This window comes from Reichenbachiella sp., from assembly GCF_965233835.1.
Lineage (GTDB): Bacteria > Bacteroidota > Bacteroidia > Cytophagales > Cyclobacteriaceae > Reichenbachiella.
In genome coordinates, this window is the sequence record NZ_OZ247585.1 from 4,789,045 (window position 1) to 4,806,252 (window position 17,208).

Consider the following 17,208-nt stretch of genomic DNA (forward strand, 5'->3'; position numbering starts at 1 on the left):
AGATTGTGTGCTTTATCCTATTATCTTGAAATCGTACCCGATGGATAGGTGCTGCTGGCAATATTATCCATCGTTTGGAAGGTATGATCTGCAAGTGTAGCTGGCACCTCCCCTGCCAATGGTTTCAATGTGAAAGGAGCTGTGCTATTGTCTGGTACTGGCTCAATGCTAATTACTATAGTGGCTCCTTTTAAATCAGTAGGAAAAGTCATTCCACTTGGCGCATTCTGAATAAAATCTTCCCCTGGAAAAGCAGGACCATCACCGTCATCACCCTTAAATGATGTTGTAGTGGCATTGTCATCAAATCCAGCAGCCATATCAAATGTACCTGTAGAAACAGGTGCCCCATCCATCACTGCCCAACCCTCATAAGTCCATCCAGTTTGAGCACTAAGGTCTGGAAGGTTATTCAATCCTATAGCTGGCGACCCTGAAGAGTTATCCAAGAACCAGACTCCACTTGATTCGTCTGTGTCTATAGTCGTTGTAGGTGTGGCAAGAATGTACCCACCTGTTACGCTTCCGAAACCAGTCCCAAAAGCAGCAGCATGCATGATATTTATTGAGGCCGTATTTCCAGAGAAGTCCCCACCCAATATTTTGGTGGCGCTTGGGGCCGGGTCTGAATCAGGGCTCGGTTCAATACTTAATACAAACGTAGTTGCAGCATCAAGTATAGCTCCATCTATCGCGAAACTAGAAGCGGATAACTCTCCTTCGTCATCCACTGAAAAAGTACCTGTTGATACTGGAGAACCGTCTACAATCACCCAACCTTCGTACAAATAACCCTCTCCAAGATTATTCAATCCTGAAATATCTAATGCTAAATTTCCTGTGTCATCGTCATCATCACAAGCATAAAATGTGATAGAGATGGCTAATAATGTGAATAGTACTTTGTTCATGTCTCTAAACCTTTAGTTTTAATTTATAACTCAAAGGTTGGCAGAGAGTATCACGAGAATGTCACAACCAGATAATAGAAGTGTATCCGTTTTTAATTATCACACAGAATGTTGAGGCAAACTGAAGGAAAAAGTAGTTCCTTGACCAATTTTACTTTGAAGATTGATCGAAGTATTGTGGATTTCTAATATTCTTTTAACGATAGCTAACCCAAGTCCTGTACTATTGATGTCTAGAGAAATTCGTTTGTCACCAATGTGATATCGATCAAAGACAAAAGGTACCTGGTCTTGTGGGATTCCATTCCCGGTATCAGTCACCTGAATTTCAACTTCTTGTGCTTTCTCATTGATTTTAAGCTTAATTTGTCCATTTTCAGGTGTGAACTTAATAGCGTTGTCTATTAGGTTTTGAAGTACTCTTTCGATCAAGCTGATATCAGCATAGACCATAAAAGGTTTATCATGCCCTTCCGCTGATATTTTAATCTTCTTTTCCTCAACAAGAAGGGTATATTTCTGAGCAATATCATCCATGAGTTCATTAATAAAAAAGGCTTCCTTACTGGGCTTGATTTGTTTGGCTTCCAGCTTGGATAACTCAAAGAGTTCTTCCACCAATTTTTTTAATCGTTCGGTACCCGTTAGTGCGCGTGATAAATATTTCGTTTTCTCCTCCTCGGTCAGTTGATCTTGTTTGATTATAAGCGTCTCAATAAACCCATGAATCACGGCCAGCGGAGTACGTAGGTCATGGGAAACATTACCTACCAATTCTCGACGAAGGTTTTCCATCGATTTAAGGTTTTCTATATTGCCCACTATGGTATCCGCCATTTCATTAAAAGCTTCAGCCAACCTACTAATTTCTCCTCCACTATTGATTTTTATTCGAGCACTCATCTCACCTTGCTGAAATCTCTTTACCGTTTGGATGGTAGAGCTCAAGTTTTTTGTAATAAGCCAAATGGCCAATACGCCAATGAGCATAGCAGCCAAAATAGTGATTAGCCCATATACTGAACCCAGTTTCAAGATATAACTACCAAACAACTGCTCATTAGCCGAATCATACTCTTCGCTCGCCAAAATCACATAAATGTATCCCAAGGTCTTGCCCTCTTCTTCTATCTTCTTTGCGGAAAATACCTTTTGTCTTCCTTTCTGTCTTGGGTCATCACCTAAGATGGCCTCATCCTTATAGTTGGCTATAAAGTTTTCAATCGGATCAAGACTTACGCTATCCAACACTACTTTTTTATATGGTGCCACATAATTCAATATTTTACCATTTGCATCCAGCAAGTAAACTTCTATAGAAGGATTAACTGCCATCATACTATGCATAATTTCATCAGCTGCCTGTTCTTTCAAGGTACCATTCAAAAATGGTTTGAGTTCAGACGCAATGTGACCAGCAATATCCGCATTCAACTTTTGATTTTTTTCTTCAAAATGCTTTTCAGCAATTTGAAAAGAAGCATAGAAATAAATTCCTGAAACGGACAGCAAAAGCAGCAAGAAAATCAGAGAGAGTTTTAAAAATAGATTGCTGGAATTTAAAATCGAGTCTTTCATGTCTTAGTTTATTTCGTCATTGAATCGGTAGCCTACACCCCAAGTGGTCAGGATGTATAATGGTTGGTTGAGATCGTCTTCTATTTTGGCTCTAAGCCGATTGATGTGTGAATTCACAGTATGTTCGTACCCACTAAATTCATACCCCCAAATCAAAGAAAGCAGTCTTTCTCTTGTATAACTCCGTCCTGGATTTTTGGCCAACAGATTAAGAAGGTCATACTCTTTTGGAGTAAGGTCAATTCTTTGGCCCGCCTTGAGTACTTTTCTTTTTTTCTGATCTATTTCAATATTTCCTGTCGTAATAAATTCCTCTAGATTTTCATTTGGAGACTTTAGCATTTCTACTCTCCGGAAAATGGCCTTTACCCTTGCGGTAAATTCTCTTACACTAAATGGCTTAGTCAGGTAATCATCCGCACCAGTCTCTAACCCCAGAATTTTGTCTATTTCTTCGGATCTCGCGGTGAGCATCAGAATTGGTGTATTGATTTTGTGAGCTCTCAGGTCTCTACAAATATCTAACCCATCCTTGTTAGGCAAATTGATATCCAATATGATAAGGTCAAATACTCCATTGGACGCAATTTCATACCCTGTCAAACCATCTGTACTGCTTTCAACCAAGCAATCCATATCCTTCAAATGGATAGTCAAAAGCTCGGAAATGCTTTCGTCGTCTTCTATGATCAGTACGTTTTTACTCATATGGTTAGTTTATCATTTCCTCCTCAACACAAATGAAACCGAAAAAGATCACAAAAAGATCACAAAAAAGGGTCGCACTCCTCAGTGCGACCCAAACCAACCTAACCTAATCTTAAAGTCTTACTCCCCTCCGTTTTGGAAGTTGTCAAAGCGCGAGTTGTTTTCGATTCGCGGGAATACATTGTTATCGGTGGCTACATCTGCAGTCTCTTTATTCGGATCTACAATGATGTTCGTTACCTTTTTATCCTTTGCAAACACTTTGGTAACCACATTTTCATTTTTCTTCCAGATTTCAGCTGGTAGATATTCTCTTTCCACCGATCCATCTTCATAGGTCCATTCCAAGATAATTGGCATTACCAAACCTCCTTTGTTTTCAAATGTCAGCTCATAAAAGTTCCTATCTGCATTAGCGCTCTTTATAGAACCATCATCGGTACTGTTCATGAACTCATGAAAGCTCTTACTCACATCTGCTGGATCTGTTTCAGCAAATGAGAAGGTTTCCGCTTCATTGGCGAAGTCCATTAGATTTTGATTATTCTCACCGCTTGAAATTTTAGCCTTCTTGGACTTTTTCCCTTTGTTTTCGATTTCATTTTCAGGGATATCCATTTTGTACCATTTCACCTTAGCTAGTGATAGGTCTACATGGTCTGTTGTATAAAACCAACCTTTCCAAAACCAATCCAAATCCACCGCTGAAGCATCTTCCATGGTACGGAAAAAGTCAGCCGGACTTGGTCTTTTGAACGCCCATCGTTCTGAATAGGTCTTGAATGCATAATCGAAAAGTTCTGGCCCCATGACCGTTTCTCTCAAAATACTTAGAGCTGCTGCTGGCTTCCCGTAGGCATTATCGCCGAATTGTAAAATTTGCTCTGAGTTAGTCATGATTGGCCTGATACCTTCCTTATCCCCTTTCATATAGTCTACAATCAATTTCGCCTCTCCTCTCTTCAGCGGCTTGTCTGGGTAGTGCTCTTTTTCAGTCAATGACTGAACAAAAGTATCCAAACCTTCATCCATCCAACTCCATTGTCTTTCATCTGAATTTATAATCATTGGGAAGAAATTGTGACCTACCTCATGGATAATCACACCAATCATTCCCCACTTTTTGGTATCTGTATAGGATCCGTCAGCTTCTGGTCTGCCATAGTTGAAACAGATCATTGGATACTCCATACCAATAGATGCCGAATGCACTGAAATAGCCACCGGATAAGGGTACTCTATAGTATGCTTAGAGTAAGTAATCAAGGTATTAGCAACTGCTTTTGTTGACTCCTTTTCCCAAAGCGGATTTCCTTCTTTCGGATAATAAGACATCGCCAATGGAGTTTTGGTATCCAACTTTACGGCCTGTACATCCCAAATAAATTTTCTTGATGCCGCAAATGCGAAATCTCTTACATCATCAGCGTGATATTCCCAGGTTTTCTTACCAGAGGCTTTGGACGACTCGGCTTTTCTAGCCTCCTCTTCAGTAACAATTATGACAGGCTTGTCAAACGATTGTTTAGCCTGCGCGAATCTTTCCCTTTGCGCTTTGGTCAATACCTCGTTGGCGTTTTGTAACTCACCAGTAGACCCTACAATAAAATCAGAAGGCACTGTCAATTTTACTTTGTAATTACCAAACTCCAGAGCAAATTCACCACGACCTAAAAATTGCTTGTGCTGCCACCCTTCGACATCATCATAAACAGCCATCCTGGGAAACCATTGAGCAATAGTGTATAAGTAGTTTCCATCCTTGGGAAAATACTCGTAGCCGGAACGGCCACCTAGCTCCATTCTATCTTGCACATTATAGGACCAGGCCACGTTGAAAGAAATTTGCTCACCAGATGCCAGTGGTTTTGGTAAATCCACTCTCATCATTGTTTTGTTGATCATATATTCCAGTGGTTGACCGGTTGCATCCGAAACTTCAGATATTCTAAACCCACCATCGAAATTATAACCCTGAGCAATTTTCTGAACCTCTCTACCAGTCATGGTGCTGGTCATTTCATTGGGTGTAATTAAAGGAGTGTCTGATGATTTACTTCGCATATTCTGATCCAACTGTAACCATAGGTAGCTCAATTGGTCTGGTGAATTATTGAAATACGTGATGGTTTCACGACCAGTCAACGATTGGTTTTCATCATTCAACTCTGCAGCGATGGTGTAGTCAGCTCTTTGCTGCCAGTAGTCTTTGCCTGGTGCACCAGAAGCCGTTCGGTAACTGTTCGCAGTAGGCAGTGCTGTACCTAGCTGTTCAAATTTTTGATTCCATTCGCCTTGGGCAAATGCAAAGATTGGGCTCAAAAGAAGCACCCATAAAATATTATTCTTCATTTCCAATGGTTTTATTGTTACCAAAATTTTGTATCAATCATTAGTGTTATGGCCACACCAGCAACTGCTGATGAAATAGCCAAAATCCAGTCTTTTCTAGCTACACTTATATATTTATTCATCAAATAGCCTATACCCATAAAGACAACCACAATAATGACCTGTCCTACTTCTAAGCCTAAATTGAAAGCGAAAAGTTGTGTGATAATAGAAGTCTCCCCGCCTAATAAACCCTTTAGATAGTTGGAGAAACCCATGCCATGAATCAATCCAAAAAAGAGGGCAAAGTAGTAATTGAGACGACTCATACCAGCTTGAATGTATTGCTCTCTTCGCCAAATATTGGAGGCTGCCGTTATAAAAATTGTAACTGGGATCAGAAATTCCACCACACTAGAATTGATACTAAAAACATCAAGTGCCACAAGCGCTAAAGTGATGGAATGACCAATAGTAAAAGCTGTCACTAAAATCAACACTCGTTTCCAGTCAGTAGATAAATAAACGGCTGCTAGCGCAATCACAAACAAGATGTGATCGTAGCCATTTACATCTAATATATGTTCTCTTCCTAAAGAGAAAAATAATTGAAACTCTGACATGCTAGTTGAAAATTACCACTCAAATAAAAGTACCAACGCCTCTGAGAAGATTACTTACTTTTGTTTTCTTCTACTGTCTAACGACTGTAAACATATAATGGAAAACATGTAATACATGACCTATTTATTTCTTTTGCTGATAAATTATATGAGCGGTATGCCGCTACATGCATTTCATGTATCTGTCTGTGAGATAGCGTTTGATGAAAAGCAAAAACAACTAGAAATCACACATCGTATCTTTCTTGATGATCTCGAAATAGCCTTGACTGATTGGTCAAAAGAAAAAGTAGATGTTTTAAATCCTCACGATCCTAAAAAACTAGACCGAATGATAGGAAAGTATCTGGTAGAAAGGACTTCTTACCAGCTCAATGGCAAACCTGTTAGTGCTACTTATCTGGGATCGGAAAAAGAAGAAAGCGTGATGTATTGCTATCAGGTAATCACAAATGTGAAAAAGGTAAAGTCACTAAAGGTGACCAACAAGACGCTCATGGAAACCTACGAAGATCAATCCAACATTGTTCATGTTATAAATGGTGACCGAATGAAAAGCTTGAAACTTTCTAAGTCAGAGACTTGGGGGGAAGTGGATTTTGATTAAAACCATCTAAACTCCTCCCATTGTTCGCCATCATGCTTGAGAAGGCAAAAGCCTGAGGCCTCAAATTGTCTTTGATAGGATCGGTCTTGATAATTGGCTTTTACTTCTGGGAATACTGACTTTTTCAAATCTCGGAATCCAATGGTCATGTGAGGGTGAAAGCCACGATCCTTATAGTCTGCATTAAAAAATTTCAATTCTCTCCGGACAAAATCAGATAGTTCCTTTTGTAATTGAGTTAATACTTCTGTTTTGTCAACATCTACGAAAACGACCCTGGGTTCAAAAAAATCAAACCCATCTAGATCCACTTGAAAAGGATACAGATCAAACTTGAATCTTGATAGTAATTCAATGAGCTGGTCTTCGCGATCTGACCGCCACTTGAATGGCATATGCAAGGTAATGTGAGGAGGGGAGCGTAATGCACCTTTCGAGTTGAATTTTTCTTTCACCTCCTCCTTGAAGGCCATCACTTCTGACCGAACAGGTTCATCAGGGATGAGGGCCAGAAAATACAAATTTTGTTCGGGCTTAGCCATCGGGCAAAGATACGTTGAGCCCTTCTGAACAGTTTTTGCAAATATCGATGGAGGCACGAGAAGTGAGGATGCTTTTTCTGAATCTCTCGTAGGGTTTGCTATACCAGATATCTTCAAACGCTTGCTCCTTCCAATCGCCCATGACATGTGAAGCGTCCTTATCGAAGCAGCAAGGCACTACTTTGCCATCCCAAGTCACGACACAGCTTTGCCACATTTTCCAGCACTGATTGTGTAGCGGGTTCTTGAGTTTGTATTTTCCATTCTCGCCCTTTGTGTATCGAGAATATTGTTGATTTTCAGGAATCAGATCGGAGCCATTTTCGAAGTCATAAACCTGTGCAGTTTTAAATTGAATTTCATCCACCCCAATCTCCTTGGCCAATTGCTTGGCTTCTTCTATTTGATGCTCATTAGGCCCTACCACCAGAAACTGAAATATCAAATGTGGTGTTTTAGCTTTGAGTTTTTTCTTCCACTTGACCATGTTTCGAGTACCATCGAGCACTTTTTCTAGCTGACCGCCGATGCGGTATTGTTCGTAAGTGTCCTGGCTCGTGCCATCTATGGAAATGATCAATCGATCCAACCCAGACTTGACTGTTGCTTCCGCTTTTTCATCATCCAGGTAGTGCGCATTGGTGCTAGTGGCTGTATAGATTTTGTTTTTGGCCGCATGATCCACCATATTTAAAAATCCGGGATGCAAGTATGGCTCACCCTGAAAATAAAAAGTTAGATAAGTCAAATGTGATTTGACTTCCATGATTTTCTCCTTGAAAAAATCAACATCCAGCATCCCGGTAGGTCGGGTAAATGAACGCAATCCACTCGGACACTCTGGACAACGAAGGTTGCATGAAGTCGTGGGCTCAAATGCCATACTCAAGGGCAAAGAGGGATTTACAAAACGGCCCAAGTGCTTCGACTGATAATAGCTCGAAAATACTTTCGCTGCATTCACCGCCTTAGCAGGCGAGAGCTTGGTCAGTATGTTGAGACTATCATGAAAATGCAACGGAAGATAAAATTTTGATGGATACGTATTTTAGTAGATACAAATTTTGAAACCAAACCTGCTCGGCTTTTCTTTACTCAAAATTAAACATACCTATTGATGTCATTCACTTATCGGCTCCTGTTTGTTTTATCTCTTTTGACTGCTCAATTTTCAGCTCAGGCCTCAAATGTTGAACTGTCAGAGAAGGCAGAGGTCATTGTGCTTATTTTAGACCCTACGCAGGTCGAGCTTTATTCTGCTTTTGGACATAGTGCCTTTCGAATCAGCGATCCGATCAACCGAATAGACATGGTTTTCAACTACGGAATTTTTGATTTTGATCAGCCCAATTTCTACTTGAATTTTACAAAAGGGAAACTGTATTATAAACTTGGGACAGGCAATTATGAGGCCTACAAAAGATACTACTTCAGAGAAGACCGTACCTGGCGCGAGCATGTGCTAAATATCAATCAAGAAGACAAACAAGCGATTTTTGATTTTCTCATCGACAATGCAAAACCAGAAAACGCCAACTACTACTACAACTATTGCTACGACAACTGTGCCACTCGCATGCGTGATGTGATCGACTTGGCACTTGGAGACCGAATCAAATACGACTATAATTTTGCCAGTGACTCCTTAAGCTTTCGAGATCTCATGGATAAGTATCTGACCTATCAGCCATGGGGCGATTTAGGTATTGATATCTGCCTGGGTGCTCAGATCGATCAAACGGCCAATGGCTTTGATTACCAATACATGCCTTTGTATCTGGAAGAAGCTTTGAGCACGGCGGTTTTGAAAACTGATAGCGCTGATGTACCGGTGATCGCCTCATCTGCTTTGATGAATGTTTCCTCTGAACAGCCTGCTAATCACGGATTCAAACCTATTCACTTGTTTGTGGTGATATTTTTCTTGGTTGGACTGATTACCCATCGTGGGCTGAAGTACAATGCCAATTATCGATTCATCGATGTGATTCTATTTGGAGTCACAGGATTATTAGGTTGTTTCTTATTGTTCCTTTGGTTTGGCACAGATCATTTGTCCAAATACAATTTCAACCTGCTTTGGGCTATGCCCTTAAATTTGGTCGGACTGGTTTACTTACTGAAAAAGTCAAGGCCAAATTGGCTGAGATACTACTTTCTAGCCTTTGGAGGACTACAAGTATTACTCATTATTTTCAGAGAGCTCTTACCTCAGGCCATTCATTTTGCTTTGATTCCATTCTTACTCGCTTTAGCGTTGCGTTCATACTATTTAGCTTATAGTTTAAAACAAAATGCAGAGGATTGAGTAGCTTCGGTCTTATCAATAAATCTCAAATAATTAAGCACTATAAATATGATCATTTGGTCCGGACGCGGTATTTTGACTCCACTTATATTAATAGCTTCCATTGTATTATTCATCTCCATTTCTTCTGAATCAGTAGGTGTCTATACTTTCCCCTTGAGTATTCTATTGGCAGGAGCAGCTAACTGGTATTTAGGGAAAAAATGGAATAATACTCCTGATAGAATCGTGGTTGACGAAACTACTGGCGAACGAATTGAGCTTAAGTCGAATCACACTTTATTTTGGATCAAGATGGAATATTGGGGAGTGCTTTTTTCTGTGATAGGAGGAATCCAACTTGTGACAGCACTTGTTTAGTTTTTTAAATCTTCAATTTTCTTTGCAACTGACCCTCGCTCGCCCAATCTGATCCATTTGAAAATTGTACTGATCAAAAATCCCGGGCGCGTGATCAAACCAGCCTTTCTGGATACTTTCTGGTCTCTGGTACTGATCATTTCATTTTTCAGTTGATCAGGAGTTTCTGATAATTCCTTGGCAAACTTCCATGCGCCATCTCTAGCTAGTTTCATGCTAAAATCGACTAAATAATCATCCACCTTTCCCAGAGCTTTCACTATTATTCTGAAAGTTGGCCATACTTCAGCTAGATCATCATCAACTTCATGAACCAATGAAGAAAGGATCACATTGATTTTGTCAAAATCCTCCTGGAGGTTATCTATATTCTTGTTTTCAGAAATTTCTGCGGCAGCTATTCCCAAATCCAGATTGATATGAGCATTCATCCCAATCAACAAATGTTGCAATACAATAGGCCAATATTGTAAAGAGAGATCAAAAGCCACTTGCCATGAATGTGTGAGTGGTTGATCATTTTTATAAGCCTCATAAGCCCGAATGTATCTCGTGGCAAATACCACATCGAGATGTTCCATTCGCGGACCATTTTGAAAAGTGTTTTGCTCAATACCTTCCTTTACCTTGATGGTCACCTTTCGGTATAGTGCAGCAAAATAACCAGCACAGTCCTCATTCTCGATACAATCCAAAATGATCTGATCCAGTGCAGCAATGACCTGATCAATGGTCTTAATTTGTAGGTTACTCATTAGGTTGGCTCTTAATTTTTCAATTAAGATACACTAAAAATCACTCGTACTTCAAAGTCTCACTTGGATTCTTTATAGCCACACGAACTGTCTGATATCCTACGGTAAGTAAGGCCGATGTCGTAACGAGTAGAATGGCCGCACCAACAAACATCCATGGGAAATCAACTCGATAGGCGTAGTTATTGAGCCACCCGTCCATAGTATAATAAACCAATGGAATACCAACGATTGCCGACAGGCTTATCAATACCACAAACTCCCGATAAAAAATCATCAAAATTTGAGGAATAGTGGCTCCCAATACTTTTCTAATTCCCACTTCTTTGGCACGATTGATGGCCATGAAAGCAGATAACCCAAAGAGCCCAAGAGAAGCCACAATTATGGCTAGAATGGAGAATGTGGCAATCACGTTGCCAAACTGCTGATCTTCTTGGAAAAGAACCTTAAATCGTTCATCCAAGAAAGAATAGGATAAAGGAGTGTTTGGAAAAAAGCTCTGGTAAGTACTTTCTAAATACTTCAAGCCATCTTGGTAGTTGTTTGGAGAAAGCCTAACAACTAATCTATTCGAGTACTCATTGAAAAATATTGATGTTGGTTCTACCTTATTCTTTAATGACGTACGATTGTAATCTTGCACAATACCGATCAAACGATAATTATGACCGTCATCGCTCTCTCCAAATTGGATTTTTTCATTGAGCATTGATTCATAATCATGGATACCCAATCTTTTGAGAAAAGCTTGATTAACAATAATAGCAGAAGTATCGGTTGCCATATCTGCATTGAAACTCCTACCGGCAATCAATCTAAGCCCTACAGCATCTAGATATCTTTCATCGCACCATTGCATATAGGTGGTGCCTTCTAAGATATTGGTCTTCCCAACCACCTGCACTTCTCCGGTGGTAGAACTAATATCAGACAAACTACCACCTGGCATTGAGTTGGTAAAACCTACATTTTCGATGGCATGATGAGCCAACAATCTTTCTTTGAACTGCTTATACTTCTCCATCATCTGATCACGGTTGTCATCCGTATATCTCGGTCTACTGAGCCCAACCACGTAATCCATATCAATGCCTTTATCTACCGATTGCATATAGGTCACTTGCTGATTAATGATAAACGTACCAGCCAGTAGAATCAATGAGACAGTGAACTGAACAATTACCAACCCTTTTCTTAAAAGTGTACCCTTGGCCGAATCCCTAAATTTCCCTTTGAGTACGGTTACCGCTTTAAAATTGGACAACACAAATGCGGGATATAATCCTGAAACTATCGATCCTATGAGTGCGAAGGAAAATACCTTGATGAGAAAAAACTGATCAAGCCAAACACCTTCGATGATATCCTTTCCTACCAATTGATTGAATGCCGGATAAATCATCTCCGCCAGAGTAATAGCCAAAAAAGCAGCCAGCATATTGAGCAAAAACGATTCGAACAAGAATTGTATTACTAGCTGTGACCTAAAAGCTCCAATGGCCTTTCTCACCCCCACTTCTCTGGCACGGTCGATGGCCTTTGCTGTAGACAGATTGATATAATTGACCCAGGCAATAATTATAATCAAGATAGAAATGACGTTTAAAAAAATAACTGTATTGGCACTTCCATGTACTTCTGGCTCGTAGGTATAATCTGAATACAAGTGGATGTCTTCAACTGCTTGTAAATTAAATTCTAAATTGGTGTCAGATTCCTCTTCTCCTGAAATTTCATACATTCTTGGGAACTTTACTCTCAACTCATCAATATCCGTACGCGGCGCTAGTTTCAAATAAGTGTAATAGTTGAATGATCCCCAACCATCTCTTTCCAACCGATGAGATAGGCTGTAAATAGACAATAGTACATCAAATTTGTAATGCGTATTTTCATGCATATCTTCAATAACTCCAGTCACTTTAAAACCCTCTTCAAAACCACTTAATATTTTTAAAGTCTTTCCAATGGGATTCTCCTCTCCAAAATAGGCTTTGGCTCTAGACTCAGTCAAGACAATAGATTTGGGATCCTTGAGCATAAGACTTGGATCTCCTCCGGCCAGGACTTTGTAGTCAAACATTTCTAAGTAATTGGAATCTGCCGCAATGACTCGCTTTTCAGTAAGCGATTGATCGTTCTGACGAATGATGAGTTCGTTGAATTGATAGGTCACCGTGGAATTTACAACCTCAGGAACAGCATCTACCAACGCCTGGCCAGAAGGCGCAAATGACATGGCATCGCGCGTCCCTATCACTCCATCGAGTACTTGATCTGTAGTGAGTCGATAAAGCTGATCTGAATCTGAAAAAAACTTATCATAGCTTTTTTCAAATGCCACATACTGATTGATGAGTAAAAAGGCAGAAAGGCCTATGGCTAACCCGATAATGTTGATGGCTGAAAACACCCGTTGCTTTACGAGATTTCGGTAGCTGATTTTGAAATAGTTTTTGAACATCCCTGTTGAGTTAAATAATGAGTTTTTGAAAAGAGGTCTGATCAGCGCCGGACGGAATAGCCGAATCACTTCGATCAGATAGAGATACTGAGCAGATCGTGGAGACTCTTCCTTTATGTCTTGAAAGAGTTCTTCCAGGTCTCCCTGAATATCGGGGTAATAATCCGGACGGCAGTACCACCGAAAAAATCGATCTGCAATTTTCTTGATCATGCGAATTTGGCTTCGAGTACCATGTCTGGCAGTGCCTTCCAAAGCTCAGCACGGACATCACGATTATACTCTAGCGCTCTACGCCCAAAGCTGGTCATCTTGAAGAATCGTTTCGGTTTACCTCCTCGCTTGGCGGTGGTCTCTCCGGTTTCCGATTCCAGAAATCCTTTTTCTTCCATACGACGAAGGGCCGACTGCAAAGCACCAAGGCTGACCCTTCGCTCCAGTCGCTTTTCGATTTCATCTTTGATCGCAATACCGTACGCATTGTCATAGAGCACACCTACGGTGAGCAATACGATCTCTTCAAATTCGCCTAATTGATATTTTTTCATAAGCAATACCTAAATGTAGTATTGCAATTATAGCAAAATATTATGAATACCTAAATGTAGTATTGATAAATCTGAGAAAAACAGAAACCCGATTTCAGTTGTACTTTCAATAAAAATTTGCAATACTATGTTTATCTATGTATTATTGTCCTATGTATTCAAAAGAACTAATGAAAGGAACATTGGAAGTGATCATTTTGAGATTGCTTTCTGATAACAAAAGGATGTATGGGTATGAGATCACCCAGCAAGTAAAACTTGAATCGGACGGAAAACTTCTTATCAAAGAAGGGTCGCTTTATCCTGCGCTACACAAGCTGCTCGACGATGGCGTGTTGACTTTCGAGGAAGAAAAGATTGGAAAGCGAGTGCGAAAGTACTATAGCCTTACCTCCAAGGGAGAAGAAAGAAAAGTAGTTCTCCTTGAAGAAATGGATAGCTTTTTACGAACCATGAGACAAGTAATTTTTAATCCTCCTTCACTAAGCCCTAATGTATGATGACGGAAGAATACGTAGACAAAATCATTAATAAAGTATCAGAAGACCAACTCTCAAATATTTCCTTGAGAGATGATTTGATCGATCATTTATGCTGTGTGGTAGAGACCAAACTGGAGGCCGGAAAAGATTTTGAAAATGCTTTTGAAGAGGCGTTCGCTCAAACTACACCCAACGGATGTCAAGAAATAGAACAAGAAACATATTTATTAATCAATTTTAAAAAATTTACAATGATGAAAAAAATCACTTACACACTCGGCTTTTTGTTTAGCCTAATCTTTGTGGTAGGAGCCACCTTCAAGGTACTCAGCTGGGAAGGTCTCTATTGGGAGGGGGCAGATGTCTGCTTGCTCATAGGAGGCACAGGAAATGCAGTTTTGTTTGTTCCACTACTCCTTCTAAGTGAAAGCACCGGAAAAATTGTGAACTCTCTGACAGAAAAAATACTGTGGATAGTTACGGCATTGGGACTTACACTAGTACTTTGGTTCAAATTTATGAACTGGCAAGGATCTGGTGAGATGGTTGCTTTGGCTGCCCTGATCGTTGGGTTGGGCGTGTTACCAGCTTTCTTTTTTAAGCTGTACAAAAGATCACTCCAAAGCATCTAATTGAAGGATTCAATTTAAAAGCTGTAAGGCAAGCCTTACAGCTTTTTTTGTTTCTATTGATGCGACTAAACAAAACTCCAAATTCCCATCCCAATAAAGATTAACCCAGGCACTTTATAAATCAAGAAAGAATTATTCTGAATGGCTGTGAATCTTACTCCTAAACTGATCACTGTAGCCAGCAAACAAAATGTCCCAACAGATACGCCTGCCACATAGATCCAGAAATTTTGATTTGATAAAACAATCCAGCCCATACTCTGTAAGTAAGCAGTAACCATTAGCCAAAATGGAATGGCGAGTGGATTGGCTAAGCTTAACAAGATTCCTTTCTTGAAAGCATTTCGTTTTTCGCCTATGGTTTTGACGTCCGACGCGCTCGGTTTTTTAAAAAGATTCAGCATACCCAATAGAATCAGTACCGACCCCGTAACGATTTGAAAATATTGTGAGAGGTTAGCGTTTTCGGTTAGATAAATCTGAAACCGAACGGCAACGGCTGCATATAGATATTCTGTGACGGCAGCAGCCACTGCAAAGGAATAGGCCGCCTTGATACGATTTTCGAGTGCATATTGAAGTGCGCTAATATTGATACTGCCCGGCGGAATGGAACCGATGAAACTAAAGAAAAAACCTGCGACAAAGAGCATCAAACCACTCATGAAACTTTCTGCTGATTGTACTTTCTTATTTTCATGATTTCTTTCAAGCCTCTACCAAACCTGTAGTAAGGAATTCCATTTTTCTTGTTGAGCATAGAAATGTCGGCCAGCACCTTTAAGTGGTGGATGATGTCCTTGTAGGCTTGAATTAAAGAAAATCCAGGTTGGTAGATATGGGCAGGTTCGGCTCCGGCACCGTTGAGTTCCAAGATTTTGAAATGCTCACCATTGTATAAATCCCCGACTGATCGGCACCTCAAATCATAGCGACCAAAATAAAAACCATCGATTTGTGCACTGACCTTGTCAAAGACTTTGATCAGTCTCGGGTCGATCAGATGATTTCCGTTTAGGAAAGTGGTGCCGCGGCTATGATTACCGATAGGATTGAGCTCAACTCTTTCTCCACGTTTCGGTATTTGCATGAGCAGATCCTGCTCTTTCGATTTCAAATGAGGAAGGTGCATTTTGGCTCGTGCGTCATCAGTCATAAGATCGACAACAGAACGTATCCCATCGCCCGTCACGCTCAACATCTCTTTCATCACAATCGAACTCACGGTACCACGATCACAATTGGGGTAGCGATAATAAAACACACCCAACTCCACATCATACGTCACATATTCTTGCACAAGAAAATCCACTTGTATACGACCTAAATAATCGGTCAAATCCTTTTCATTTTTGATCAACTCAACCATCCAGCCTCGCTCACCAATGTCTGGTTTGAGAATGAAAGGGTAATCCAAACTTTCCATCCTCAGCCTTTCTAAAAAACTTTCCAGATCCACATCTGCATTTAGCTTGTAAGTTTTAGGAATATATTGATCAGGAATTAGGTTAAATATTTTTTCTTTGGATTCGCCAAGCATGCCTCCAAATTCTATGGTCGGGTTGGAAGCGGTAAAAAAGAAAAATGATCGCGTTTTTAGCGAAAGCCAGGCCCAATAAAACATAACTGGAAAGTAGAATACAGAAAATGGCCAAAATTCCCATCGAGAGATTTTAGCCCATACTACACTCGACTTTAGTCTCTCATAGGATGTTTTTCTCTGAGCGGATTGTTCTTCAACTTGGCTCTCGGTTTCAAACGCAATATTCATATTACTGAGCAGTGGCTTGCTGAGATTGGCGATATTTTAAGGTGGAGCTGGCCACACCAAAGTCATTAGGTAGTTCCAATTCAGGTTTGATTTCCTTTAGACCAATCTTCATTAAGGCCATGTGATGTACGGCATGTTCGATGTTGTATATGAGCTCACGGTAGAGGTTCGTTTCTACCTCATGTTTTTCGTCAGACTCAAGAGCATAACCCTGGCTCACCAATTTGAGGCTTTGATTATCCTTAATTTGATCAACCGCCTCGTTTAACTTTTTAATCTCACTGAGCGCTTCTAGTGTATTACTTTCTAAAAACACATCTCTTTCTCTTTCGTCATAATTGACCCTACTTAACTGAATGCCCTTCATCAAGCAGCTAAAGACCTCCACAGTATGGCGCATGTGCTGTCCGATAGAATTGTCGTGAAGTACAGACAGGGACTTGCTATATTCATCGTTGGTGAGTTTTTCCAGCAGGTGAGTCAGCTGGCCTAAAATCCTTTGGGATGCTGGTATGATATCCATTAGGTAAGACTTGAGTTTTTGGTTTGTCAATATAATAAATAGTCCACATTTGTGGTATTCGG

The 17,208-nt window shown here is 40.2% G+C and carries 18 protein-coding genes; 5 read left to right on the forward strand and 13 right to left on the reverse strand.

Going from position 1 to position 17,208, the window contains the following annotated elements; translation table 11 throughout:
- Positions 1 to 20: 20 nt before the first annotated feature.
- From ACO6S2_RS20330 to ACO6S2_RS20350, 5 genes are all read right to left on the reverse strand, one after another.
- Positions 21 to 911, reverse strand: coding sequence for an anti-sigma factor domain-containing protein (locus ACO6S2_RS20330; protein WP_422360395.1), 891 nt, complete (start codon positions 909 to 911; stop codon positions 21 to 23).
- Positions 912 to 1,010: 99 nt separating this feature from the next.
- Positions 1,011 to 2,489, reverse strand: coding sequence for an ATP-binding protein (locus ACO6S2_RS20335; RefSeq protein ID WP_422360396.1), 1,479 nt, complete (start codon positions 2,487 to 2,489; stop codon positions 1,011 to 1,013).
- A 3-nt stretch (positions 2,490 to 2,492) separates the two neighbouring features.
- A complete protein-coding gene (locus tag ACO6S2_RS20340; RefSeq protein WP_422360397.1) occupies positions 2,493 to 3,197 on the reverse strand; it encodes a response regulator transcription factor in 705 nt (234 codons plus the stop codon).
- A 120-nt stretch (positions 3,198 to 3,317) separates the two neighbouring features.
- The gene (locus ACO6S2_RS20345) at positions 3,318 to 5,549 is read right to left on the reverse strand and encodes a M1 family metallopeptidase (RefSeq protein WP_422360398.1); all 2,232 of its coding nucleotides are present in this window, start codon (positions 5,547 to 5,549) and stop codon (positions 3,318 to 3,320) included.
- Between the two features lie 17 nt (positions 5,550 to 5,566).
- Positions 5,567 to 6,151, reverse strand: coding sequence for a HupE/UreJ family protein (locus ACO6S2_RS20350; protein WP_422360399.1), 585 nt, complete (start codon positions 6,149 to 6,151; stop codon positions 5,567 to 5,569).
- Positions 6,152 to 6,266: 115 nt separating this feature from the next.
- Between ACO6S2_RS20350 and ACO6S2_RS20355 the strand changes: the two genes are divergently transcribed.
- Positions 6,267 to 6,758, forward strand: a complete 492-nt coding sequence (locus tag ACO6S2_RS20355) for a DUF6702 family protein (protein ID WP_422360400.1) — start codon at positions 6,267 to 6,269, stop codon at positions 6,756 to 6,758.
- Here the strand turns inward: ACO6S2_RS20355 and ACO6S2_RS20360 are convergent.
- The gene (locus tag ACO6S2_RS20360; RefSeq protein ID WP_422360401.1) at positions 6,755 to 7,300 is read right to left on the reverse strand and encodes a 2'-5' RNA ligase family protein; all 546 of its coding nucleotides are present in this window, start codon (positions 7,298 to 7,300) and stop codon (positions 6,755 to 6,757) included. The genes ACO6S2_RS20355 and ACO6S2_RS20360 overlap by 4 nt on opposite strands.
- Positions 7,293 to 8,318 (reverse strand): SPASM domain-containing protein, encoded by a 1,026-nt coding sequence (locus ACO6S2_RS20365; RefSeq protein ID WP_422360402.1) that lies wholly within the window; start codon positions 8,316 to 8,318, stop codon positions 7,293 to 7,295. The genes ACO6S2_RS20360 and ACO6S2_RS20365 overlap by 8 nt, the downstream gene beginning before the upstream one ends.
- A gap of 99 nt (positions 8,319 to 8,417) precedes the next feature.
- Between ACO6S2_RS20365 and ACO6S2_RS20370 the strand changes: the two genes are divergently transcribed.
- Complete coding sequence (locus ACO6S2_RS20370) at positions 8,418 to 9,608, forward strand: DUF4105 domain-containing protein (protein ID WP_422360403.1); 1,191 nt, start codon at positions 8,418 to 8,420, stop codon at positions 9,606 to 9,608.
- 48 nt (positions 9,609 to 9,656) lie between these two features.
- Positions 9,657 to 9,968, forward strand: a complete 312-nt coding sequence (locus tag ACO6S2_RS20375) for a hypothetical protein (RefSeq protein WP_422360404.1) — start codon at positions 9,657 to 9,659, stop codon at positions 9,966 to 9,968.
- On the opposite strand, the gene ACO6S2_RS20380 is transcribed toward ACO6S2_RS20375, so the two are convergent.
- From ACO6S2_RS20380 to ACO6S2_RS20390, 3 genes are read right to left on the reverse strand one after another with little or no spacing between them, the layout of a single operon-like run.
- The gene (locus ACO6S2_RS20380) at positions 9,965 to 10,723 is read right to left on the reverse strand and encodes a DUF5995 family protein (protein WP_422360405.1); all 759 of its coding nucleotides are present in this window, start codon (positions 10,721 to 10,723) and stop codon (positions 9,965 to 9,967) included. The two genes, ACO6S2_RS20375 and ACO6S2_RS20380, sit on opposite strands and share 4 nt — an antisense overlap.
- Before the next feature lie 40 nt (positions 10,724 to 10,763).
- Positions 10,764 to 13,403, reverse strand: a complete 2,640-nt coding sequence (locus tag ACO6S2_RS20385; RefSeq protein WP_422360406.1) for an ABC transporter permease — start codon at positions 13,401 to 13,403, stop codon at positions 10,764 to 10,766.
- Complete coding sequence (locus ACO6S2_RS20390; protein WP_422360407.1) at positions 13,400 to 13,699, reverse strand: PadR family transcriptional regulator; 300 nt, start codon at positions 13,697 to 13,699, stop codon at positions 13,400 to 13,402. Before ACO6S2_RS20390 ends, ACO6S2_RS20385 begins: the two co-directional genes overlap by 4 nt.
- A 209-nt stretch (positions 13,700 to 13,908) precedes the next feature.
- Between ACO6S2_RS20390 and ACO6S2_RS20395 the strand changes: the two genes are divergently transcribed.
- On the forward strand, positions 13,909 to 14,238 hold the full coding sequence (locus ACO6S2_RS20395; RefSeq protein WP_422360408.1) for a PadR family transcriptional regulator: 330 nt from the start codon (positions 13,909 to 13,911) through the stop codon (positions 14,236 to 14,238).
- Positions 14,235 to 14,852, forward strand: a complete 618-nt coding sequence (locus ACO6S2_RS20400; RefSeq protein ID WP_422360409.1) for a hypothetical protein — start codon at positions 14,235 to 14,237, stop codon at positions 14,850 to 14,852. Before ACO6S2_RS20395 ends, ACO6S2_RS20400 begins: the two co-directional genes overlap by 4 nt.
- Before the next feature lie 65 nt (positions 14,853 to 14,917).
- Here the strand turns inward: ACO6S2_RS20400 and ACO6S2_RS20405 are convergent, their stop codons facing one another.
- From ACO6S2_RS20405 to ACO6S2_RS20415, 3 genes are read right to left on the reverse strand one after another with little or no spacing between them, the layout of a single operon-like run.
- Positions 14,918 to 15,517 (reverse strand): LysE family transporter, encoded by a 600-nt coding sequence (locus tag ACO6S2_RS20405; protein ID WP_422360410.1) that lies wholly within the window; start codon positions 15,515 to 15,517, stop codon positions 14,918 to 14,920.
- Positions 15,514 to 16,623, reverse strand: a complete 1,110-nt coding sequence (locus tag ACO6S2_RS20410) for a hypothetical protein (RefSeq protein WP_422360411.1) — start codon at positions 16,621 to 16,623, stop codon at positions 15,514 to 15,516. The genes ACO6S2_RS20405 and ACO6S2_RS20410 overlap by 4 nt, the downstream gene beginning before the upstream one ends.
- A gap of 1 nt (position 16,624) precedes the next feature.
- On the reverse strand, positions 16,625 to 17,146 hold the full coding sequence (locus tag ACO6S2_RS20415) for a hypothetical protein (RefSeq protein ID WP_422360412.1): 522 nt from the start codon (positions 17,144 to 17,146) through the stop codon (positions 16,625 to 16,627).
- Between the last annotated feature and the right edge of the window lie 62 nt (positions 17,147 to 17,208).